Origin of the sequence: Vreelandella nanhaiensis (genome assembly GCF_003990185.1) — a bacterium.
Classification (GTDB): Bacteria; Pseudomonadota; Gammaproteobacteria; order Pseudomonadales; family Halomonadaceae; genus Vreelandella; species Vreelandella nanhaiensis.
Window position 1 is genome coordinate 46,843 of record NZ_RZHF01000028.1, and the last position, 17,313, is coordinate 64,155.

At 53.8% G+C, this 17,313-nt stretch carries 20 protein-coding genes; 10 read left to right on the forward strand and 10 right to left on the reverse strand.

Going from position 1 to position 17,313, the window contains the following annotated elements:
• The first annotated feature begins 154 nt into the window (after window positions 1–154).
• The gene (locus tag ELY38_RS17060) at window positions 155–448 is read left to right on the forward strand and encodes a DUF333 domain-containing protein (RefSeq protein ID WP_127063369.1); all 294 of its coding nucleotides are present in this window, start codon (window positions 155–157) and stop codon (window positions 446–448) included.
• A 134-nt stretch (window positions 449–582) separates the two neighbouring features.
• Window positions 583–1,752 carry an NO-inducible flavohemoprotein gene (hmpA, locus tag ELY38_RS17065; RefSeq protein ID WP_127063370.1) on the forward strand — a complete coding sequence of 390 codons (1,170 nt, stop codon included), beginning with the start codon at window positions 583–585 and terminating at the stop codon, window positions 1,750–1,752.
• A 52-nt stretch (window positions 1,753–1,804) separates the two neighbouring features.
• On the opposite strand, the gene ELY38_RS17070 is transcribed toward hmpA, so the two are convergent.
• The 7 genes from ELY38_RS17070 to ELY38_RS17095 all read right to left on the reverse strand — a co-directional run bounded on the left by ELY38_RS17070 (window position 1,805) and on the right by ELY38_RS17095 (window position 5,801).
• The gene (locus tag ELY38_RS17070) at window positions 1,805–2,476 is read right to left on the reverse strand and encodes a hypothetical protein (protein WP_246009185.1); all 672 of its coding nucleotides are present in this window, start codon (window positions 2,474–2,476) and stop codon (window positions 1,805–1,807) included.
• Window positions 2,463–2,831 carry a hypothetical protein gene (locus tag ELY38_RS19480; protein ID WP_246009181.1) on the reverse strand — a complete coding sequence of 123 codons (369 nt, stop codon included), beginning with the start codon at window positions 2,829–2,831 and terminating at the stop codon, window positions 2,463–2,465. The genes ELY38_RS17070 and ELY38_RS19480 overlap by 14 nt, the downstream gene beginning before the upstream one ends.
• A 54-nt stretch (window positions 2,832–2,885) precedes the next feature.
• Window positions 2,886–3,863, reverse strand: a complete 978-nt coding sequence (locus tag ELY38_RS17075; protein ID WP_127063371.1) for a cation diffusion facilitator family transporter — start codon at window positions 3,861–3,863, stop codon at window positions 2,886–2,888.
• Complete coding sequence (locus ELY38_RS17080; RefSeq protein WP_127063372.1) at window positions 3,860–4,594, reverse strand: transporter substrate-binding domain-containing protein; 735 nt, start codon at window positions 4,592–4,594, stop codon at window positions 3,860–3,862. The genes ELY38_RS17075 and ELY38_RS17080 overlap by 4 nt, the downstream gene beginning before the upstream one ends.
• A gap of 175 nt (window positions 4,595–4,769) precedes the next feature.
• The gene (locus ELY38_RS17085) at window positions 4,770–5,099 is read right to left on the reverse strand and encodes a four-helix bundle copper-binding protein (RefSeq protein ID WP_127063373.1); all 330 of its coding nucleotides are present in this window, start codon (window positions 5,097–5,099) and stop codon (window positions 4,770–4,772) included.
• Between the two features lie 190 nt (window positions 5,100–5,289).
• Complete coding sequence (locus ELY38_RS17090; protein WP_127063539.1) at window positions 5,290–5,616, reverse strand: alpha-hydroxy-acid oxidizing protein; 327 nt, start codon at window positions 5,614–5,616, stop codon at window positions 5,290–5,292.
• Window positions 5,601–5,801 carry an alpha-hydroxy-acid oxidizing protein gene (locus ELY38_RS17095; protein WP_185859009.1) on the reverse strand — a complete coding sequence of 67 codons (201 nt, stop codon included), beginning with the start codon at window positions 5,799–5,801 and terminating at the stop codon, window positions 5,601–5,603. The genes ELY38_RS17090 and ELY38_RS17095 overlap by 16 nt, the downstream gene beginning before the upstream one ends.
• 172 nt (window positions 5,802–5,973) lie before the next feature.
• Between ELY38_RS17095 and ELY38_RS17100 the strand changes: the two genes are divergently transcribed.
• The 8 genes from ELY38_RS17100 to uxuA all read left to right on the forward strand — a co-directional run bounded on the left by ELY38_RS17100 (window position 5,974) and on the right by uxuA (window position 14,648).
• Window positions 5,974–6,720 carry a GntR family transcriptional regulator gene (locus ELY38_RS17100; protein WP_127063375.1) on the forward strand — a complete coding sequence of 249 codons (747 nt, stop codon included), beginning with the start codon at window positions 5,974–5,976 and terminating at the stop codon, window positions 6,718–6,720.
• On the forward strand, window positions 6,717–7,928 hold the full coding sequence (manD, locus tag ELY38_RS17105; protein ID WP_127063376.1) for a D-mannonate dehydratase ManD: 1,212 nt from the start codon (window positions 6,717–6,719) through the stop codon (window positions 7,926–7,928). The genes ELY38_RS17100 and manD overlap by 4 nt, the downstream gene beginning before the upstream one ends.
• Before the next feature lie 30 nt (window positions 7,929–7,958).
• Window positions 7,959–8,981, forward strand: a complete 1,023-nt coding sequence (locus ELY38_RS17110; RefSeq protein WP_127063377.1) for a Zn-dependent oxidoreductase — start codon at window positions 7,959–7,961, stop codon at window positions 8,979–8,981.
• Between the two features lie 83 nt (window positions 8,982–9,064).
• Window positions 9,065–10,033, forward strand: a complete 969-nt coding sequence (locus tag ELY38_RS17115) for a TRAP transporter substrate-binding protein (RefSeq protein WP_127063378.1) — start codon at window positions 9,065–9,067, stop codon at window positions 10,031–10,033.
• A gap of 83 nt (window positions 10,034–10,116) precedes the next feature.
• Window positions 10,117–10,698: a TRAP transporter small permease gene (locus ELY38_RS17120; RefSeq protein ID WP_127063379.1), complete on the forward strand. Its 582-nt coding sequence runs from the start codon at window positions 10,117–10,119 to the stop codon at window positions 10,696–10,698.
• 2 nt (window positions 10,699–10,700) lie between these two features.
• Window positions 10,701–11,984, forward strand: coding sequence for a TRAP transporter large permease (locus ELY38_RS17125; RefSeq protein WP_127063380.1), 1,284 nt, complete (start codon window positions 10,701–10,703; stop codon window positions 11,982–11,984).
• A gap of 2 nt (window positions 11,985–11,986) precedes the next feature.
• On the forward strand, window positions 11,987–13,459 hold the full coding sequence (locus ELY38_RS17130) for a mannitol dehydrogenase family protein (protein ID WP_127063381.1): 1,473 nt from the start codon (window positions 11,987–11,989) through the stop codon (window positions 13,457–13,459).
• 10 nt (window positions 13,460–13,469) lie between these two features.
• Window positions 13,470–14,648, forward strand: a complete 1,179-nt coding sequence (uxuA, locus tag ELY38_RS17135; RefSeq protein WP_127063382.1) for a mannonate dehydratase — start codon at window positions 13,470–13,472, stop codon at window positions 14,646–14,648.
• A gap of 120 nt (window positions 14,649–14,768) precedes the next feature.
• Here the strand turns inward: uxuA and kduD are convergent, their stop codons facing one another.
• From kduD to ELY38_RS17150, 3 genes are all read right to left on the reverse strand, one after another.
• Window positions 14,769–15,521: a 2-dehydro-3-deoxy-D-gluconate 5-dehydrogenase KduD gene (kduD, locus tag ELY38_RS17140; RefSeq protein ID WP_127063383.1), complete on the reverse strand. Its 753-nt coding sequence runs from the start codon at window positions 15,519–15,521 to the stop codon at window positions 14,769–14,771.
• 107 nt (window positions 15,522–15,628) lie between these two features.
• Window positions 15,629–16,318, reverse strand: a complete 690-nt coding sequence (locus ELY38_RS17145) for an HAD family hydrolase (protein WP_127063384.1) — start codon at window positions 16,316–16,318, stop codon at window positions 15,629–15,631.
• A complete protein-coding gene (locus ELY38_RS17150) occupies window positions 16,311–17,288 on the reverse strand; it encodes a 2-hydroxyacid dehydrogenase (RefSeq protein WP_127063385.1) in 978 nt (325 codons plus the stop codon). Before ELY38_RS17150 ends, ELY38_RS17145 begins: the two co-directional genes overlap by 8 nt.
• Window positions 17,289–17,313 lie beyond the last annotated feature (25 nt).

Here is a 17,313-nt window from a genome sequence, read left to right on the forward strand (position 1 = left end):
GTCACTCTCCTTATGAATAAGTATGTTGATTAGCCAATCCTTCAGCATGACTAACAACAGCCTAGCCAGCATTGGTGATATCGGCAAACGCTCGCGGTAATAAGCCGGCAGGGCTAAAGTGAAAGTGCACAAATGGCTACCGAAGGAGAGTGTCATGTTCGTAAAAGTGAGATCGCAAGGGTCAAGATTAAAAGCCCTTAGCGTGAAAGGATCCGGTTATACCGTTACTCTGGTTGCCATATTACTGCTTGCCGGTTGTGCAACAGGGGAGCGCGTCGATTCGCAAACCAGTATGCGGGGCGCGGCCGCTGAGTATTGTAAAAGTATCGCAGGACAAACCGAGGTGCAAGAAACACGTTTGGGTAGCGGCCGCTATTGCCGTTTACCGGGTGGCCAGCTTGAAAATGAGTGGATGCTTTATCGCTCCGAGCGGCTTGATAACGATTAGAAATGCATCAACCACTACGCTTCGCGTTTATAAGGAGCGTTTTATTGACGCAGCTCATGCATTGGCCTGAAAGAATCTGATATTTTAAAGATGTATTTTAGATGAATCTTTAAAACTACTGGAAAGAGGCCACTATGCTCACATCGGCACAAGAACAGGTTATTGCTGCGACAGCTCCCGTTGTGGCTGAGCATCTCGACGCTATTACCCAGCGCTTTTATCCGCTAATGTTTGATCGCTACCCTGAGGTCAAGTCGCTTTTCAACCAGACCCACCAGCAAAACGGGGGGCAGCCGAGAGCGCTGGCAGGTGCCATTCTTGCTTATGTTCAGGTGCGCCAAAACCAGGAAGCGGCGCGCCAAATCATGGAAACCGTGGTTAATAAGCACATCTCGCTGGATATTCAGCCGCATCAGTACCCGATTGTGGGTGAGTGCCTCATGGAAGCCATTGGGGAAGTGCTGGGTGAAGCGGTTACGGCTGAGGTTGCCGATGCCTGGGGGGCGCTGTATCAAGAGCTTGCCGGGTTATTGATTGAGCTTGAAGAGCAGCGTTATCAGGAGTTTGAACAGCGCCCCGGTGGCTGGCGCAGTGCACGACGTTTTCATATTGAGACAACCCACCAGGAAAGCAGCGTGATTCGTTCGTTCATCCTGGTGCCGGAAGATGGTGGCCCGGTGGCGAACTATACACCCGGTCAGTATATAGGCGTAAAGCTCATGATTGATGGTGAGCCGGTACATCGGCATTACAGCCTATCGGGTATGCCGAATGGGCGTTCCTACCGTCTATCTATCAAGCGTGAGTCTCATGGTTTAGCCAGCCGCTATTTTCACGACCATTTAAACGTGGGAGATACTATCGAGCTGCTTCCGCCGGCCGGTGAGCTAACGTTGGTGACGGGCGATGAGCCCTTGTTGCTGGTCAGTGGGGGGATTGGTCAGACGCCGTTACTGCCTATTGCTCAAGAGGCGTTGCAACAAGGCCGGAAAGTTATCTACCTGCATGCTGCCATCGATGCTGAGCACCGTGCCTTTGCTCAAACGCTGCAGGAATTGGCGCAGGCCTATCCTCAGCAATTAAGCGTGGTAACCGTGCTTGAGCAAGACGATAGTGGCGACTACCAAGGGCGTATCAACGATGAACTATTGGCCAAGCATATCGTACCCGGTGTGCGCTGCTACTTTGTGGGTCCTCATGGCTTTATGAAAGCCGTGGATGAAAGTCTGGCCCGCCTGGGAGTACCCGAATCGCATCGCCATTTCGAGCATTTTGGCCCCGCGAAAGCGCTAAACGCTGCATAGCCGAAACGCCCCCTTCGCATGTGAATTAGTGCAGAGGGGGATGGCCTCGGATTTATGGCGCGCTTTTCTCTTCTACTGCTTGCCAGATATCTTCCCACTCCCAGCCATCCTTTTGGATATAGGCGAGCAGCACTTTCTGGGATTGCTCGCTTAACCCCTCCTGCATCTGTTTTTGTGATGCGTCGAATCCAGGTAAGGCCTTGTAAGCTTCAAGGGCCGGAAAAGGAGGCAAATGTGTTTCTGCGCGGATAAAAGCGCTATTCAACGTATCAAGAAATTGATCGATGACTCGCAACGTTATAGTGAACTGAGTGCGAGTTGAGACGCTAAGATCAGGATTGGCAATGGTCGCCAGTATGAGCGCCTGATAAAGCCGCGCTAACGCCAAAGGGAGTGATTTCTGGCGACTGCCTGCGTGGTAATAGTGAAGGATCGGGTAGGCAAGGTGCTGTTGGCCAAGTGTGCTGATGGTTTGCTGAATAGGCGATAGTTGCTGGCTTAAGCTGGCAAATTTACCGTTATCATGAGTGGTGTTAAGAATCTCTAACGGACTTTCTCCTAACGCACTGATAGACAGCGCCAAGTGGCGCTTTTGGGTAACGTTAGAAACAATATTAAGCATGTAGGTAATCGACAGCGTAAACAGGAAAAAGCCGTTAGCCGCTGCCAATGTGGGAACCAGGCGCCAACGATCATTACCCGGTACGAAATCACCGTAGCCCAGTGTGGTAAGGGTGTAACCGGTGTAAGTAGATACGCTCGATTAATCCGGCCGACGCCTGGGTGTTGGCATTCACAACGGCGTCTGACCCACCGCAAAAAACCAATAGCCAGCCCAGCCATAGCATCACTACCCAGACTAAAATAAGCCCGACCGTTATCCAGGGACCCGTGGCAGTGAGCAGCCAGTGGCAGCGTCGGTATCGATGGATAAATAACAATATCGACCAAACACCACTAATCAAGCGATTGGTGACGGGGCCCGAGTGAGAAGCGGAAAGGGTAGTACGAATGGCATCGAAATTGGCCAGCGCAATAAGAAGAACCCCTATCACGCCAGCCAGTATGCTTCCTGTCATATAAAGCATCCTTCCTATCTGTTATGGCGGCGTTAGTCAGCCACACTTGTTGGTTTATGTCGGGTTGGCGTTGGCAGGAGAAAGGCTATGTTCTTCATTGGGCCATGCAGTAACAACTACCTCATAAATACGCCAGTCGTAATTATTAAGGTGCCGGGAGGCTTGTTTAAGATGACGCGCCAGATCATCATTGCTATGCGGTGTCACAAAGGCTTCACCGCTGAAGATGGGGCCTTCTTCACGTAAACGTACCGAGGCGGCGGCTACCCAGGGCATGGCACAAAGCTCGGCTTCAAGCGCTTCTTCCAGGTGTTCCGGTTTATCTTGAGAGGTAAAGTGAGGCCGACGGTCGAGCAAGTCTCCTATGGCTTCCTTTAAATTGGTAATCCCGTCTTTGGTAACATCAAGGGCAATAATAGCCGCAGCAACAGCATCAGCCCACCAAAAACCGGCTCCTACACCCAGTACGCCAACAATGGCAGCCAGCCCCGTCATCCAGTCGGCTTTGCTCCTCTTTCCATCAGCAAACACAGTCTTTTCATGCACTTTTGCTGCGGCTTTGGTCTGTAAGTGCCCGATAATGACAGGTGGGATGACGCTATAAATAAGCACGCCGACCATTAGCCACCCCATCCATATCGTTTCACCAAACAGGGTAATGGCGCCGATACTGGGGTGTTCCTGCTGGACAAGCTTGAGCAAGGAATCCCCAAGTAAAAAAAGGCCCATCGCGCTTAGTGCAGTCGCCGTGCATAAAAAGGCGATAATAGTGGCGCGCTGATACCCATAAGGGTATGTCTGATTAGGCGGACGTTTGCGGAACCTGACGGCCAACAAAAAGGCGATAGGCGGAATGAGCGAAAGCATGTCTTCCAACCACGCGACTTTCATTGCTTGGCTGTTACCCAATACCAGAGCGAGTATGGAAACAATAGAAATACGAAACGCTAAATTCCACCATTCAAGGCGAATCAGATAATTAAGATCCCGCTGTTTATCCGGTGGCAGGCGATAAAGTTCACGTATTTTCATCGGCCTGCCTCCAAGTGTTGCAGACGTTGTTCAATATCAGGGTAGCTATTCAAATGCCGTTGAACGGCAAGCATCCAGGCATTTTCCCCTTTGGGGAGCGCCATGACATGATGATCGGTCGCGATTTCCCAGTCGCCTATTTGATAGTTATGCGCATGAAGCCACCAGGATGGATTGGTGACCGCTTCATTGTGTGTGCCAAGGTCAGGGGTAGGGCGGGGAATCGCACCCTCTTTTTTTAGTGCATGAGCGATATGGTTGATAACGGGAACGGCTACCTCCACACCTTCCAGGTTGCTGGGTAAAGAAATGCCCTCGGGCACACCGACTGAATAGTGGCTCTGATAATAAGCTTTTGTGGGCGCGGCGAGGGCGCTCACATTTGAATCCTGCGTAAGTCCACCGATAACCAAGTCAAGCTGATATTGGGATAGCGCTGCCAACAGATTGCCCTCGCTACCCCAATGCCAGTTAATAGTGGCATTCATCTTTTCTGCAAGCGCACGGACAATTTCGACTTCCAGTCCTGCCGGGCCCTGATCGGTATTAATGACCCAAGGTGGGTTTTCGGAAAGACCAATGTTCAGCTCACCGCCATGCATATCTGCTATGGGGCGTTCAATATTGACCGGGTACCGGCAGCCTGCCAGTACTAACACCGCGAAAACAATCAGTATGCTGGGCCGTTTATGAGAAAAAACGAATTGTATAAAGCTGTCCTTGCTTTGCATCGTATTGCCGCTTCCGTAACGGAGGAATCCATATAACAACTAAAAATAAGTCCTATAAAAAAAGTGAGCATAGGGCTGTTCAAACCCTGCTCACTTTATAAGTTAGACGTAATACACTGTTTTTCAAATTAATTGCTAAAGCACAACAGTGCGTTTGTTCTCGCTGAGGTGCCTTTTAGGCAACCATTGATGCACATAGGCTGGCGCAGCGATGACACGCTTGGGCGCACTCCTGGCAATGTTCGGCTTCGTGTTGGCCGCACTCATCACCGCATTTTTGACAGATATCGGCACATAGTTGGCAGATATCCTGGGCATATTCGCTGCCTTGGGCCATAAAGGCGACGGCCAGGCGACAGATTTGCGCGCACTGTATATCTAATCGAACACATTCAGCCATGTTTTCAAGATTAGGTTCCTGAAGACAAGAAGTAGCGCAATTATCACAGTAGACCGCACATATATTGCAAGCTTCGATGCACTCTTTATATTTCTGTATGCTCATGTCAAAACCTCCCTTATTAAATGTACGCCTTTAAGTTGAGAGCAACTTATAAAATAAGAAATGGGTAGTTTTCTATTTTATAAGCCAGTTAATAATAGAATCTAGATTGGTTTTTTGCATAAGATAAGAGAGGTTTTAACTTGTTTTAAAAATCAATAGATTAATGTGCTGTTGTAGTTTTAAAGGTTGCTTAATATGTTGGTAGCGAGAATGAATATATTACGTATGGCAATATTGTTATTTTTCCCTGAAAAAACAATTTTATTTTAATCGCAAGAGCGGTCGTCCTGTGACGCTCTTGCAATAGTGTCAATAGGTTAGACGGCTGTTTGATTAGGCACGCTGAGGTTAAATCTTGGATATTAGTGAACCCCAATAGACCTAGGGTTCTGTCTATCTCTCCTCGCAGTAAGCTCAGCGCATGCTCCGCACCCGCTGGACCACCAGCCGCTAACCCATATAGCGTCGCTCTTCCAAGCCATACGGCCTCTGCCCCTAGCGTCAGGGCTTTGATGATATCGGTGCCACGCCGAAAGCCGCTATCAAAAAATTCTGTGTGTCCACATTGGTCATTATTTTAGGTTCAAACAGATATTGAACAAACACAGCGCGATTACGGCGCAGCGTATGTTCATCATCGCTTCCACCATCAACATATTCAAATACAAAGTTCGGCAGTTTTTTCTTGGCGATACGTCCCAAGTTATGAATATTCAAAGCTTTTTTATAATTTTAGCCTGAGAGGAGCGGACTTTTTATCGTTACTCACCTGCAACCAAAGTATAGGGTGTAAGGGCTTTTGTTTGCTTTGCCATACTACCATACTAGTTATATCAGTTAAGGATGCCATGCCCCTCTACCCAGGCTGCTGCAGATGAGCAACATCAATACTACGTTACAAGCGCTATGGCAGGAGACTTCGGAGACCGAATCGGTTCGCCAGCGTCTTTACCATGTGTTGCGCCAGTCAATCATTCAGATGGTGCTGCCTCCAGGTCAGGCACTTTCTGAAAAAGAAGTAGCGGATACCTTTTCGGTCAGCCGCCAGCCGGTACGCGAAGCCTTTATTCGACTTTCTGAGACAGGGCTTGTCGAGGTCAAACCTCAGCGTGGCACCTATGTCGTCAAAATCTCCCAAGGCGCAGTGTTGGAGGCGCGCTTTGTACGTGAAGCGGTGGAAGTAGCCGTGGTGCGTCAGGCAACGGCCAAAGGGCTTGCGCCTGAGGTGCTGACAGAGCTGCACGATTTGCTTGAGCGCCAGCGTCGCTGTATCGAGCCTCACGACACCATTCGTTTCTATCGGCTGGACGAGCTCTTTCACAAGACACTGTCGCTGGGTGTTGGGCAACAGGCCGCCTGGAAGGTCATTGAAGAGGTGAGAGCACAGCTGGACCGCGTACGCTACCTGAGCGTTCCCGACACAACGCCGATTGCCCGCTTGATTGACCAGCACGCCGATATAGTGGCAGCCATTGAAGACCGCGATGTAGCGCTCGCCGAGCAGGCCATGCGGCGCCATTTGCGTGAAATTTTTGTTTCTCTTCCCGACCTTGTTCAGCGTTTTCCCGAGATGTTCGATGCTCAGGAAACGGCATCTCTCATTGAGGAGGCAACCCCATGAAAATCGAACATGCCTATACCATTGTTACCTCGCCGGGGCGCAATTTCGTTACCTTGAAAATCGTCACTGACGAAGGTACTTACGGAATAGGGGATGCCACGCTAAACGGGCGGGAAATGGCTGTGGTGGCTTACCTGGATGAACACGTCATACCAGCGTTGATTGGCCGCGACCCGCAGCGCATTGAGGATATCTGGCACTATTTATACCGCGGCGCTTACTGGCGGCGCGGGCCGGTCACCATGAGCGCGATTGCCGCGGTGGACATGGCACTTTGGGATATCAAGTCAAAGCTTGCGGGCATGCCGCTTTACCAGTTGCTGGGTGGTAAGAGCCGCGAGCGCGTGATGGTATATGGCCATGCCACGGGGCGAGATATCGATTCGTGCCTTGAAGAGGTCGCCCGCCATGTGGATGAGGGCTACAAAGCCGTGCGTGTGCAGGCAGGCGTGCCAGGAATCGCCAGTATTTATGGCGTGGCCAAGAAAGATGGCGAGCCCTATGAGCCTGCGGATGCTGATTTGCCCGCCGAGCACGTGTGGAGCACCAGCAAATACTTGAACCATGTACCCAAACTGTTTGCCGCCGTCCGCGAGCGCTTTGGTGACGACCTACATATTTTGCACGATGTACACCACCGCTTGACGCCCATTGAAGCCGCCCGCTTAGGCAAAGAAGTTGAGCCTTATCATCTTTTCTGGCTTGAAGACTGCGTACCGGCTGAAAACCAGGAAGCGTTTGGGCTTATACGCCAACATACCACCACACCGTTAGCGGTGGGCGAAGTGTTTAATAGCCTGTATGACGCCAAGGCACTGATTGAGAACCAATGGATTGACTATATTCGCGCTACGCTCACCCACGCAGGCGGCATCACTCACGTACGCCGAATCGCTGATTTAGCCGGCCTTTATCATGTGCGGACCGGTTTCCACGGGCCGACCGATCTTTCTCCGGTCTGCCTGGGATCGGCTATCCATTTTGATACCTGGGTGCCCAACTTTGGTATTCAAGAGTATATGCCCCATACCAGCGCGACTGACGAGGTGTTCCCTCACGATTACCGGTTTGAGGATGGCCACTTCATCGTCGGCGAAACGCCGGGGCACGGCGTCGATATCGACGAAGAGCTTGCCAAACAGTATCCCTACAAGCGCGCCAGCCTGCCGGTCAACCGGTTGGAAGATGGCACCCTCTGGCATTGGTGATCTAAAGAACGGGTAAGGAGTTTTGCATCCATGAAAGCATTTCAGGTCAATGCACCCCACGACTACCGGGTCGCCGAGGTTGAAGCACCCACGGCAGGCGCCGGCGAAGTGCTGGTACGCGTGGCGTTTGCCGGTATCTGTGGCTCCGATATGCATATTATTCACGGTGATAACGCTTTCGTGCGTTTTCCGCGCATCACCGGCCACGAATTTGCCGGTGTGGTGGACGCCGTGGGCGAGGGCGTAGCGGATGTAGCGGTTGGTGATCGTGTCTGCGTCGATCCGGTCACCAGCTGCGGTACCTGCTACCCCTGCCGGATCGGCCGACCTAACGTGTGCAGCGCCTTGGAAGTGATCGGTGTGCACCGTGACGGCGGCTTCGAGGAATTCGTTTCTGTGCCGGCGACGAACGTGCATAAGCTGCCCGAGTATATCGGCCTGGACGCGGCCGCGCTGGTGGAGCCTTACACCATCGCCGCCAACGTGCTGGATCGCATGCAGCCACACCCGGGCGATCGCCTGCTGATTTTAGGTGCGGGCGTGATCGGCATGACGATTCTGCAGATGGCGCGGGCCTTGGGCATTGAAGAGATCATTGTCACCGATGTCATCAACGAGCGCCTGACTGCCGCCAAAGAGCTGGGGGCTACCCATGTTCTCAACAGCCGCGAGCAGGATGTCGAAAAAGAAGTGCTGGCGCTGACCGAGGGCGAAGGCGTGCCGCTGATTGCCGATGCGGCCTGCGTGCCGGCGCTCTTGCCCCAGATGCTGCGCCTGGCGTCGCCCGCTGGGCGAATCGGCCTGCTCGGCTTCAGCGTGCAGCCAAGCGATCTGATACAGCTTGAAGTGATCAAGAAAGAGCTGACCCTGGTCGGCTCGCGGCTCAATAATCGAAAGTTTCCGGAGGTGCTTGCGCTCATGGCAAGTGGCAAGCTGGACCCGCTGGCGCTGGTTAGCCATCGGTTACCGTTAAGCGATATGCCCGGCGCCATCGATATGCTTGATCACCGTCCTGAAGAAGCCCGCAAGGTATTGATTCAGATCAGCGCCTGAAGGCACGCCAACTCACCACGCTATCTCACTAATAACCAAGCGCGACTAACAACCTATAACGCGAAAGTGCAGGAGTGATAAAAATGATCAAGAAACTGTTAACCGGTGCGGTACTGACAACGATGGTATTCAGCGCGCAATCGGCGCTGGCCGCCGACTACACGCTACGCTTTGGTCATCTGGCCAACGAGCAGAACATATGGCACCAGGCGGCCGAGAAGTTCAAGGAGGAGGTGGAAGCCAATTCCGACGGTCGCATTGAAGTTCGCCTCTATCCCAGCGAACAGTTGGGTAGCGAGATGGATGTAATCAACAGTATTCAGCTGGGCACGGCGGATATGACCATCACTGGCGAGAGCCTGCAGAACTGGGCGCCCAAGGCCGCCATGATGGCCGTACCTTACGCCTTCCGTGACTCCGACCACCTGCACGCAGCGGTTAGCGGTGAGATTGGCGCAGAGATCGAAGAGCAGATCATCGAGCGTACCAACTTGGTGCCGCTGGCCTGGTTTGAACGGGGTCCTCGTGAGTTGACGTCCAATCGTCCTATCCGTACACCGGATGACCTGGACGGCTTGCGCTTGCGTGTACCAAACGTACCGTTATTCGTGGATACCTGGCAGGCGATGGGGGCACGTCCTACGCCGATGGCGTTCAGCGAAGTGTTTACTGCGCTTCAGCAAAATACTCTGGAAGGGCAGGAAAACCCGCTTAGCCTGATTGAAAGTGCCAGTTTCAACGAGGTGCAGGACTACGTCAACATGACCGGTCACGTGCGCAGCTGGATCTATGTTGTGATTGGCCGTAACCAGCTGGAAAACATGCCTGACGATCTGCAGCAGGTCGTGCGCGATGCAGCCGAAACCATGCAGGCCTATGAGTCCGAGCTGTTTGTCGAGGATCAGGAACGTCTGGAGCAGGCACTTCAGGAACGCGGCATGGAGTTCATCGAGGTGGATGTGGACGCCTTCGCTGAAGCGGCCCGTCCGGCGGTACTGGAAGCGCTGACGCCTGAACAGCGTGAGCTTTTCGACGCCATTCAAGACCTGTAAGTCGGTTGGTAACGAGGATGGGCTGGCCGCGTGCCAGCCCATCTTCTATCTGCAAGAGCAGTTTGTCCCACGAGGATACGTTTATGAGCTCGGATCAAAAAGCGCTTGAGCAAGAAGCGTTGGAGAGTCTGGATTCGATGTCGGCGGTGCCCAAGCTGCAAGGCCCCATCGGGCGATTGATCGGCTGGGTGGATACCTGTTTTCTGACGCTTGCCGTGCTGGCGCTGATCGCCATTGCGGCCACCGTGCTGCTGCAGGTGAGTTCTCGGCTATTTTTGCCGTTTTCCATTGCCTGGACCGAAGAGCTCTCGCGCTATCTGTTCATCTACATGGTGGCGCTGTCGGTCGGGGTCGTCATGCGCCAGCATCGCAATATCAGCGTCGAGCTTTTTCATCATATGCTCGGTCCGCGCATGAAGGCGGCGTTTCAGGCGCTGATCTGTCTGCTGATTGGCGTATTTGCTTTTTTGGTGCTGCCCTACGCCTGGCAGTACGCCCAGAACGGCACCTGGCAGACGTCCCCCACGCTGCGCATACCCATGCTGTATATCTTTTTTTCAACGGTAGTCACTTTTGCGCTACTCCTGGTTTACAGCGTGCTGGGATGTCTTGAGGGAATCCTTGCAATGTGTCGCCCCTCTGCCTCCCGCGAACAGGAGTCGTAAGTATGGAAGTCATCATTTTATTCAGCGTTTTTCTGATACTGCTGGTGGTGGGCATGCCCATCGCCTTTGCTCTCGGCATTGCCTCGATGTCCTATCTGCTGATGGAAGGCATTTCGCTGACTATCGTGCCCCAGCGCATGTACGCGGGCATCGACACCTTCGTTCTGCTGTGTATCCCGGGCTTCGTGCTGGCCGGTAACTTGATGAACGTGGGCAATATTACCGAGCACATCGTGCGCTTTTCCAATGCGCTGCTGGGCCATATTCGCGGCGGGCTGGGCCTTGCCAACGTGGGCGGCTCGATGATCTTTGGCGGCATTTCTGGCACCGCCGTGGCGGACTCGGCGAGTATTGGCTCGGTAATGATTCCCGGCATGGCGCGCTCGGGCTACGACAAGCCGTTTGCCGCCGCGGTCACCGCCGCTTCATCCACCGTTGGGCCGATCATTCCGCCCAGCGTGCCGATGATCATCGCGGGCTCCTTGAGCGGTATCTCTGTTGGCCGAATGTTTCTGGCCGGCGCCGTGCCTGGGCTTCTGATGGGCCTTGCCATGATGGTGACGGTTTACATTCTGGCCGTTCGCCGGGGGTATCCCAAGGAGAAGCGTGTGCCGGTCCTGCAGCTTCTGCGCGAAGCCAAGACGGCGTTCTGGGCGCTGCTGATGACCGTCATCATTCTCTACGGCATCATCGGCGGCTTTTTTACGCCGACAGAGGCCTCGATTGTGGCCTGTGTCTACGCGCTGGTAGTCGGCATGTATGTCTACAAGGGGCTTACTTGGCGCAAACTGCCGTCCATTCTGGTGGATACCGTTCTGACCTCCTCGGCGCTGCTGCTGATGGTGGGCCTTGCCAACCTGTTCGGCTGGATCCTGACCAGTGAGCAGATCCCGCAGATGATCGCCACGTTGATTCTCTCCATCAGCGAAAACCCGCTGATCGTACTGCTGATTTTGAACCTGATTCTGCTGTTTGTCGGCGCCTTCATGGAAACCATCGCTGCGCTGATTATCTTGTTCCCCGCGTTGGTGGGTGTAGCCACTGGTGTTGGCGTGGACCCGGTGCACTTTGCAGTGATTGCCGTACTTAACCTGATGATTGGTCTGACCACACCGCCTGTTGGCGTGTGTCTGTTCGTGGTGGCCGGTATCGGCAAGTTGCCCATGCTGTCGGTCGCCCGCGCGATTGTGCCTTTCCTGCTATGCAACCTGACGGTGTTGATGCTTGTGACCTACGTGCCAGCCATCTCACTCTGGCTACCCAATCTGCTGATGGGGAGTAACTAGGCATGCCCATAGAACGTATTAATGCAACGCCGCAAACCGGCCAAGTCGGTATCGTTCATCTTGGTCTGGGGGCGTTTCATCGCGCCCATCAGGCGGTTTATCTTGAGCGCTACCGGCAGCGCAGTGGTGATGGTGAGTGGGGCGTGTGCAGCGCGAATCTCCGCTCAAGCGTTGGTCTGGTGGATAGCCTGCAAAAGGCTGGCTACCGCTATCAGGTAGCGGAATATGCCGACAGCCAGACGCTTACGCTACGTGAAATCGGCGTGATCGAGGAGACGCTCTTTTCAGGCCGTGATGCCTCGGGCAATTGGGGGCGCGATAGAGAAGCGCTACTTGCCCGAATGGCAGCCCCAAGTACTCGTATTGTCACGTTGACCGTGACCGAAAAGGGCTACTTTCTTAATCCGGCTACCGGCGAATTGAGGGTTGATGACCCTATGGTGGCGGGCGATATTGCCTCACCTCAGCAGCCGCGTACGGCGCCTGGCTTGTTGGTAGAAGCGTTGGCAAGACGTCATAAGGCGGGTATTGAGCCGTTTGTCGTGCTTTCTTGTGACAACATGCCCCATAACGGACAGCGCACCCGAATGGCGGTTGTGCGCCTTGCCGAACAGCGTAGTGCAGAGCTGGCTCAATGGATAGCAGAGCAGGTAGCGTTTCCAAGCTCAATGGTTGACCGTATTGTACCCGCGATGACCGACGCTGACTTCGAGCGCCTTGCCGAGCTGGGCGTCGACGACCCCAATGCCGTGGTATGTGAAGCTTTTTCACAATGGGTGGTTGAAGATCACTTCCCGCTGGGAAGGCCAGGCTGGGAAACCGAAGGCGTCGAGATGGTAAGCGATGTAGCGCCGTTTGAAACCATGAAGCTGCGTATGCTGAACGGCAGCCATTCACTGCTCGCCTATCTTGGCGCGTTAGAAGGTATTGAAACGGTTTTTGACGGTGTCAGCCACGCGCCGCTGCGTGCGCTATTACGCCGCTATATGCTTGAAGAAGCTGCTCCCACGCTTGAAATGCCCGCAGGCACAGACTTGATTACCTACGCGGATTCACTGCTGGCGCGATTTGCAAATGACAGTTTGCGCCACCGGCTTCAGCAAATTGCCATGGACGGTAGCCAGAAATTACCCCAGCGCTGGTTAAGTGGAGCGCTTGAGCGGGCCAGTGCCGGGCAGCCATCCCCATGTGTGGCGCTGGGGATGGCTGCGTGGATTCGTTACACCGATGGGCAAGAGCTAAATGGCAAGCCTTATGCTGTCGATGATCCCATGGCAAAACAGTTTGCTGAGCTGCACCAGACTCACGGTGGCCACCCGGTCGAGCTGGTAAACGCATTTTTAGCCATTGATGAGGTCGTACCGCCGGCGTTGGCGGCGAACCAGCCATTTGTTGACGATGTGCTAGTAGCTTATCGCGCCTTGACTCAAGACGGGTTAAACGCTGCGCTCGCAACGCTAGGCATCGAAGAATAGGGAGTGATTTATGGAGCATACCTGGCGCTGGTTCGGCCCTAACGATGCGATACACCTTGAAGAAATCCGGCAGGCTGGCGCAACCGGTATTGTGACGGCACTGCATGAAATACCCAACGATCAGGTATGGCCGGTCGAGGCGATTCAAGCGCGTAAAGCCATGATTGAGGCCGTTGGGCTAAGCTGGTCGGTGGTTGAAAGCGTGCCGGTTCATGAAGCGATAAAGCAGGGCCTTGCGACGCGTGACGCGTTGATTGAAACGTACTGCCAAACGCTGCGTAATTTGGCGGCCTGTGGCATCGACACGGTGTGCTACAACTTTATGCCGGTGCTCGACTGGACGCGCACGGATCTCGTCCATGTACTGCCGGATGGTGCGCTGGCGCTGCGCTTTGATCACACCGCGTTTGCTGCTTTTGATCTCTATATTCTTAAGCGGCCAGGGGCCGAGGCTGAGTATAGCGAAGCAGATAAGCATATGGCGCAACGCTACCTGGAGACGCTTGATCAGTCCGCCCGTGACAAGCTGGTGACCACACTGATCGCTGGACTGCCTGGGGCTGAAGAGCACTATACGCTGGAGCAGTTTCGGGATGTGCTGGCGGAGTATGCCGAGATTAATGCTGAAAAGCTGCACGAAAATCTTGGCTACTTTTTACAGGCAATTATTCCAGTGGCTGAAGAAGTCGGCATTCGTATGGCGATCCATCCGGATGACCCGCCCCGGCCGCTTCTGGGCTTGCCGCGTGTGGTGTCAACTCATGAGGATGCTCAGTGGGTGGTGGATCACGTGCCCAGTCCGGCCAATGGTCTAACGTTCTGCACCGGTTCTTATGGTGTTCGTAAAGATAACGACCTGGTTGCCATGGCGCGCCATTTTGCTCCGCATATTCACTTTATCCACCTGCGTGCTACAAAGCGCGAGGCGGATCCACGTTCGTTCCACGAAGCACCGCACCTTGCCGGTGATGTAGATATGGTCGGCGTGATAAAAGCGCTGGTGGAAGAAGAGCGTCGCCGTGAAAAAGAGGGTGGGGCACGTTTGCCGTTACGCCCTGATCATGGCCATCATATTCTTGACGATCAACAGCGTAAAACCGCGCCTGGCTACCCGCTTTATGGCCGCATGCGCGGGCTTGCCGAGCTGCGTGGCGTGGAGCTCGCTGTGCGCCAGCTAACTGCAGAGTAAGCCATTGTTATAAGAACAAAAAGCCCCGCTGATTTAATGGGTCAGCGGGGCTTTTTATGAGGCGTCAGTACTGTTAGTCGATAATGGCTTAAACGTTAAAGAGCACTTGGCTACCTGCTTTTAGCGTGCAAGCCAACCGCCATCCACCGCTAGCGTGTGGCCATGAACATAACGAGCTGCATCGGAGCATAGAAAGATGACCGCGCCCGCCAAGTCGTCAGGCGTTCCCCAGCGGCCAGCCGGTATACGGCCCAGTATTTCGTCATGGCGCTCTGGGTCGTCGCGAAGCGCTTGGGTGTTATCCGTTGCCATATATCCAGGGGCGATCGCATTCACGTTAATATCGTGGGCAGCCCACTCATTGGCCAGCAGGCGAGTAAGGCCTAGAAGCCCACTCTTACTGGCGGTGTAAGAGGGAACGCGAATGCCGCCTTGGAAAGAGAGCAATGAGGCGATATTGACAATCTTGCCGGGTGCCTGGCGCTCAATAAGATGCTTGGCGACGTGTTGAGCCAGGAAGAACGCGGCCTTTAAGTTAACGTCTAGCACGGCGTCCCAGTCTTCTTCGGAAAACTCAATGGCCGGTGCCCGTCGGATAATTCCAGCATTGTTGACCAGGATATCCAGCTTGCCCGCTTGTACGATGGCCTGGCTCACGATCTCGCTTGGCGCATGCTGGCCAAGCTCCGCCTCAACCGTGTAAAAGCGCTGTCCCAAGGCTTCGACTTGGTGCTTAGTATCATCGGCAGGGCGGCGGCTAACGCCGACAATATCAGCGCCTGCTTGGGCTAGGGCCAGGGCAATACCTTGGCCCAGTCCTTTATTGCAGCCGGTCACCATGGCGATCTGGCCGTGCAGCGAAAATAGCTTCATCGTGTCACTCCCTTCAACTGCCGTGCATATCAACAGGGTTGCTGTATCAAAACCTCGGTTGTTTCATCGGTAACCTTCACTTTTCAGCGTTGATACAGCTCTCAGTGCTAAACAGTAACTTTTGTATCAAGGCGGGCAATCGCGCCAGGTAGTTCATGGGCATGCTGTATACCAATCGCGCCTTTGGGCGTGGTTTCCTCTTCGGGGAAGTGGTTGATATGGATAACGTGCATACCCGCGGCCAAGCCTGCTTCTACACCCACGGCTGCATCGTCGATCACGATACATTGCTCGGGGGCGTAGCCCATTGCTGAGGCTGCCTGAAGATAGAGCGCGGGGTCGGGTTTCCACACGTTCAGCGTATAAGCGCTAAAGATTTGCTCCCCGAAGTGCTGTGTTAGGCGCGTGCTTTCCAGCGCGCAGCGAATCTTGCGCTCTGGTCCGTTGGACACCACCGCCTTGGGGTAGGCGTTTAAGGCTGCCAGTGCTTCAGGAATGCCCGCTATCGGCTCAAGTTGAGCGCGCATACGCGCTTCCATACGGGCGCGCATTTGTGCTTCCAGTGCCGGAAATTTATCTTCTACCCATACGCCAAAACGCTCTTCAAGCATTTGGACAATGGTGTAAAAGCGAATGCCGCGAAACTCTTCCATATATTGCCGAGCTGAAAACGGCAAGCCGAACTCAGGCAAGACTTCTCCAAGCACCTCAGCGAGTAAAATTTCGCTATCGACGAGTGTGCCATCGCAGTCAAACAGCAGACAAAGTGGTGTAGGCGAAGAGAGGAAATTATTCATTAAGCACCGTTTCGTTAACGACATTGATAGGACGTTCACCCTGGAGCGCTAAACGGATATTATCCACGGCGCGTTGGGCCATTGCCTGGCGGGTTTCATGTGTGGCTGAGGCAATATGCGGTAACGCGACCACGTTATGCATATGGGGAAGCGGTGATGAGGCGGGAAGGGGTTCCTGCTCGAATACGTCAAGGCCGGCTGCTCGAATCGTGTTGTTTTTCAAGGCGTCTATCAGGGCTGCCTCATCAACTACTTTACCGCGCGCGATATTGACGAATACAGCTGAGGGCTTCATCAAGGAGAACTCACGCTTGCCAATCAGTTTTTCCGTCTCTTGGGTGAGGGGCACGGTAATGCATACATAATCGGATTCTGCCAAAAGCGTCTCTAGTTCGCAGCGCTTTGCGCTCAGCTCTTTTTCAAGCTCCGGCTTCGGTGAAGCGTTGGAGTAAAGAATGGGCATACCAAAGCCCAGCGCGCCGCGTCGGGCAATTGCCGCACCAATACGGCCAAATCCGACCATGCCAAGCGTTTTGCCATGTACATCGTTGGCGTATAAATCAGGGCCAATACCGGACTGCCATTTGCCTTGTTTGACTACTTCCGCAAGCTCGATCATGCGTCGGCCAGCCGCCATGATAAGTGCAAAGCCAATATCAGCCGTTGTTTCGGTGAGTACATCGGGGGTGTTGCAAAGCATGATGCCGCGCTTGGTCAGCTCATCCACGGGAATGCTGTCGTAACCTACAGAGACCGTAGAGATAACTTCAAGTTCAGGTGCCGCATCCAGCAGCTCGGGCGTTACGGGTAGACTAGAGCCGATAATGCCGTGCGCTTTGGAGAGAACCTCAGGCACACCCGGTTGGGCCAGATCCAGTGAGCCTGAATGCTCAAGTAACGTAAAATGCTGTGCTAACTCTGCTTCTTGAGAGGCACTGAGCCGACCCATTACCATGATATTCTTTTTCATATTGTCTCCTGTTGTGTTGATATTT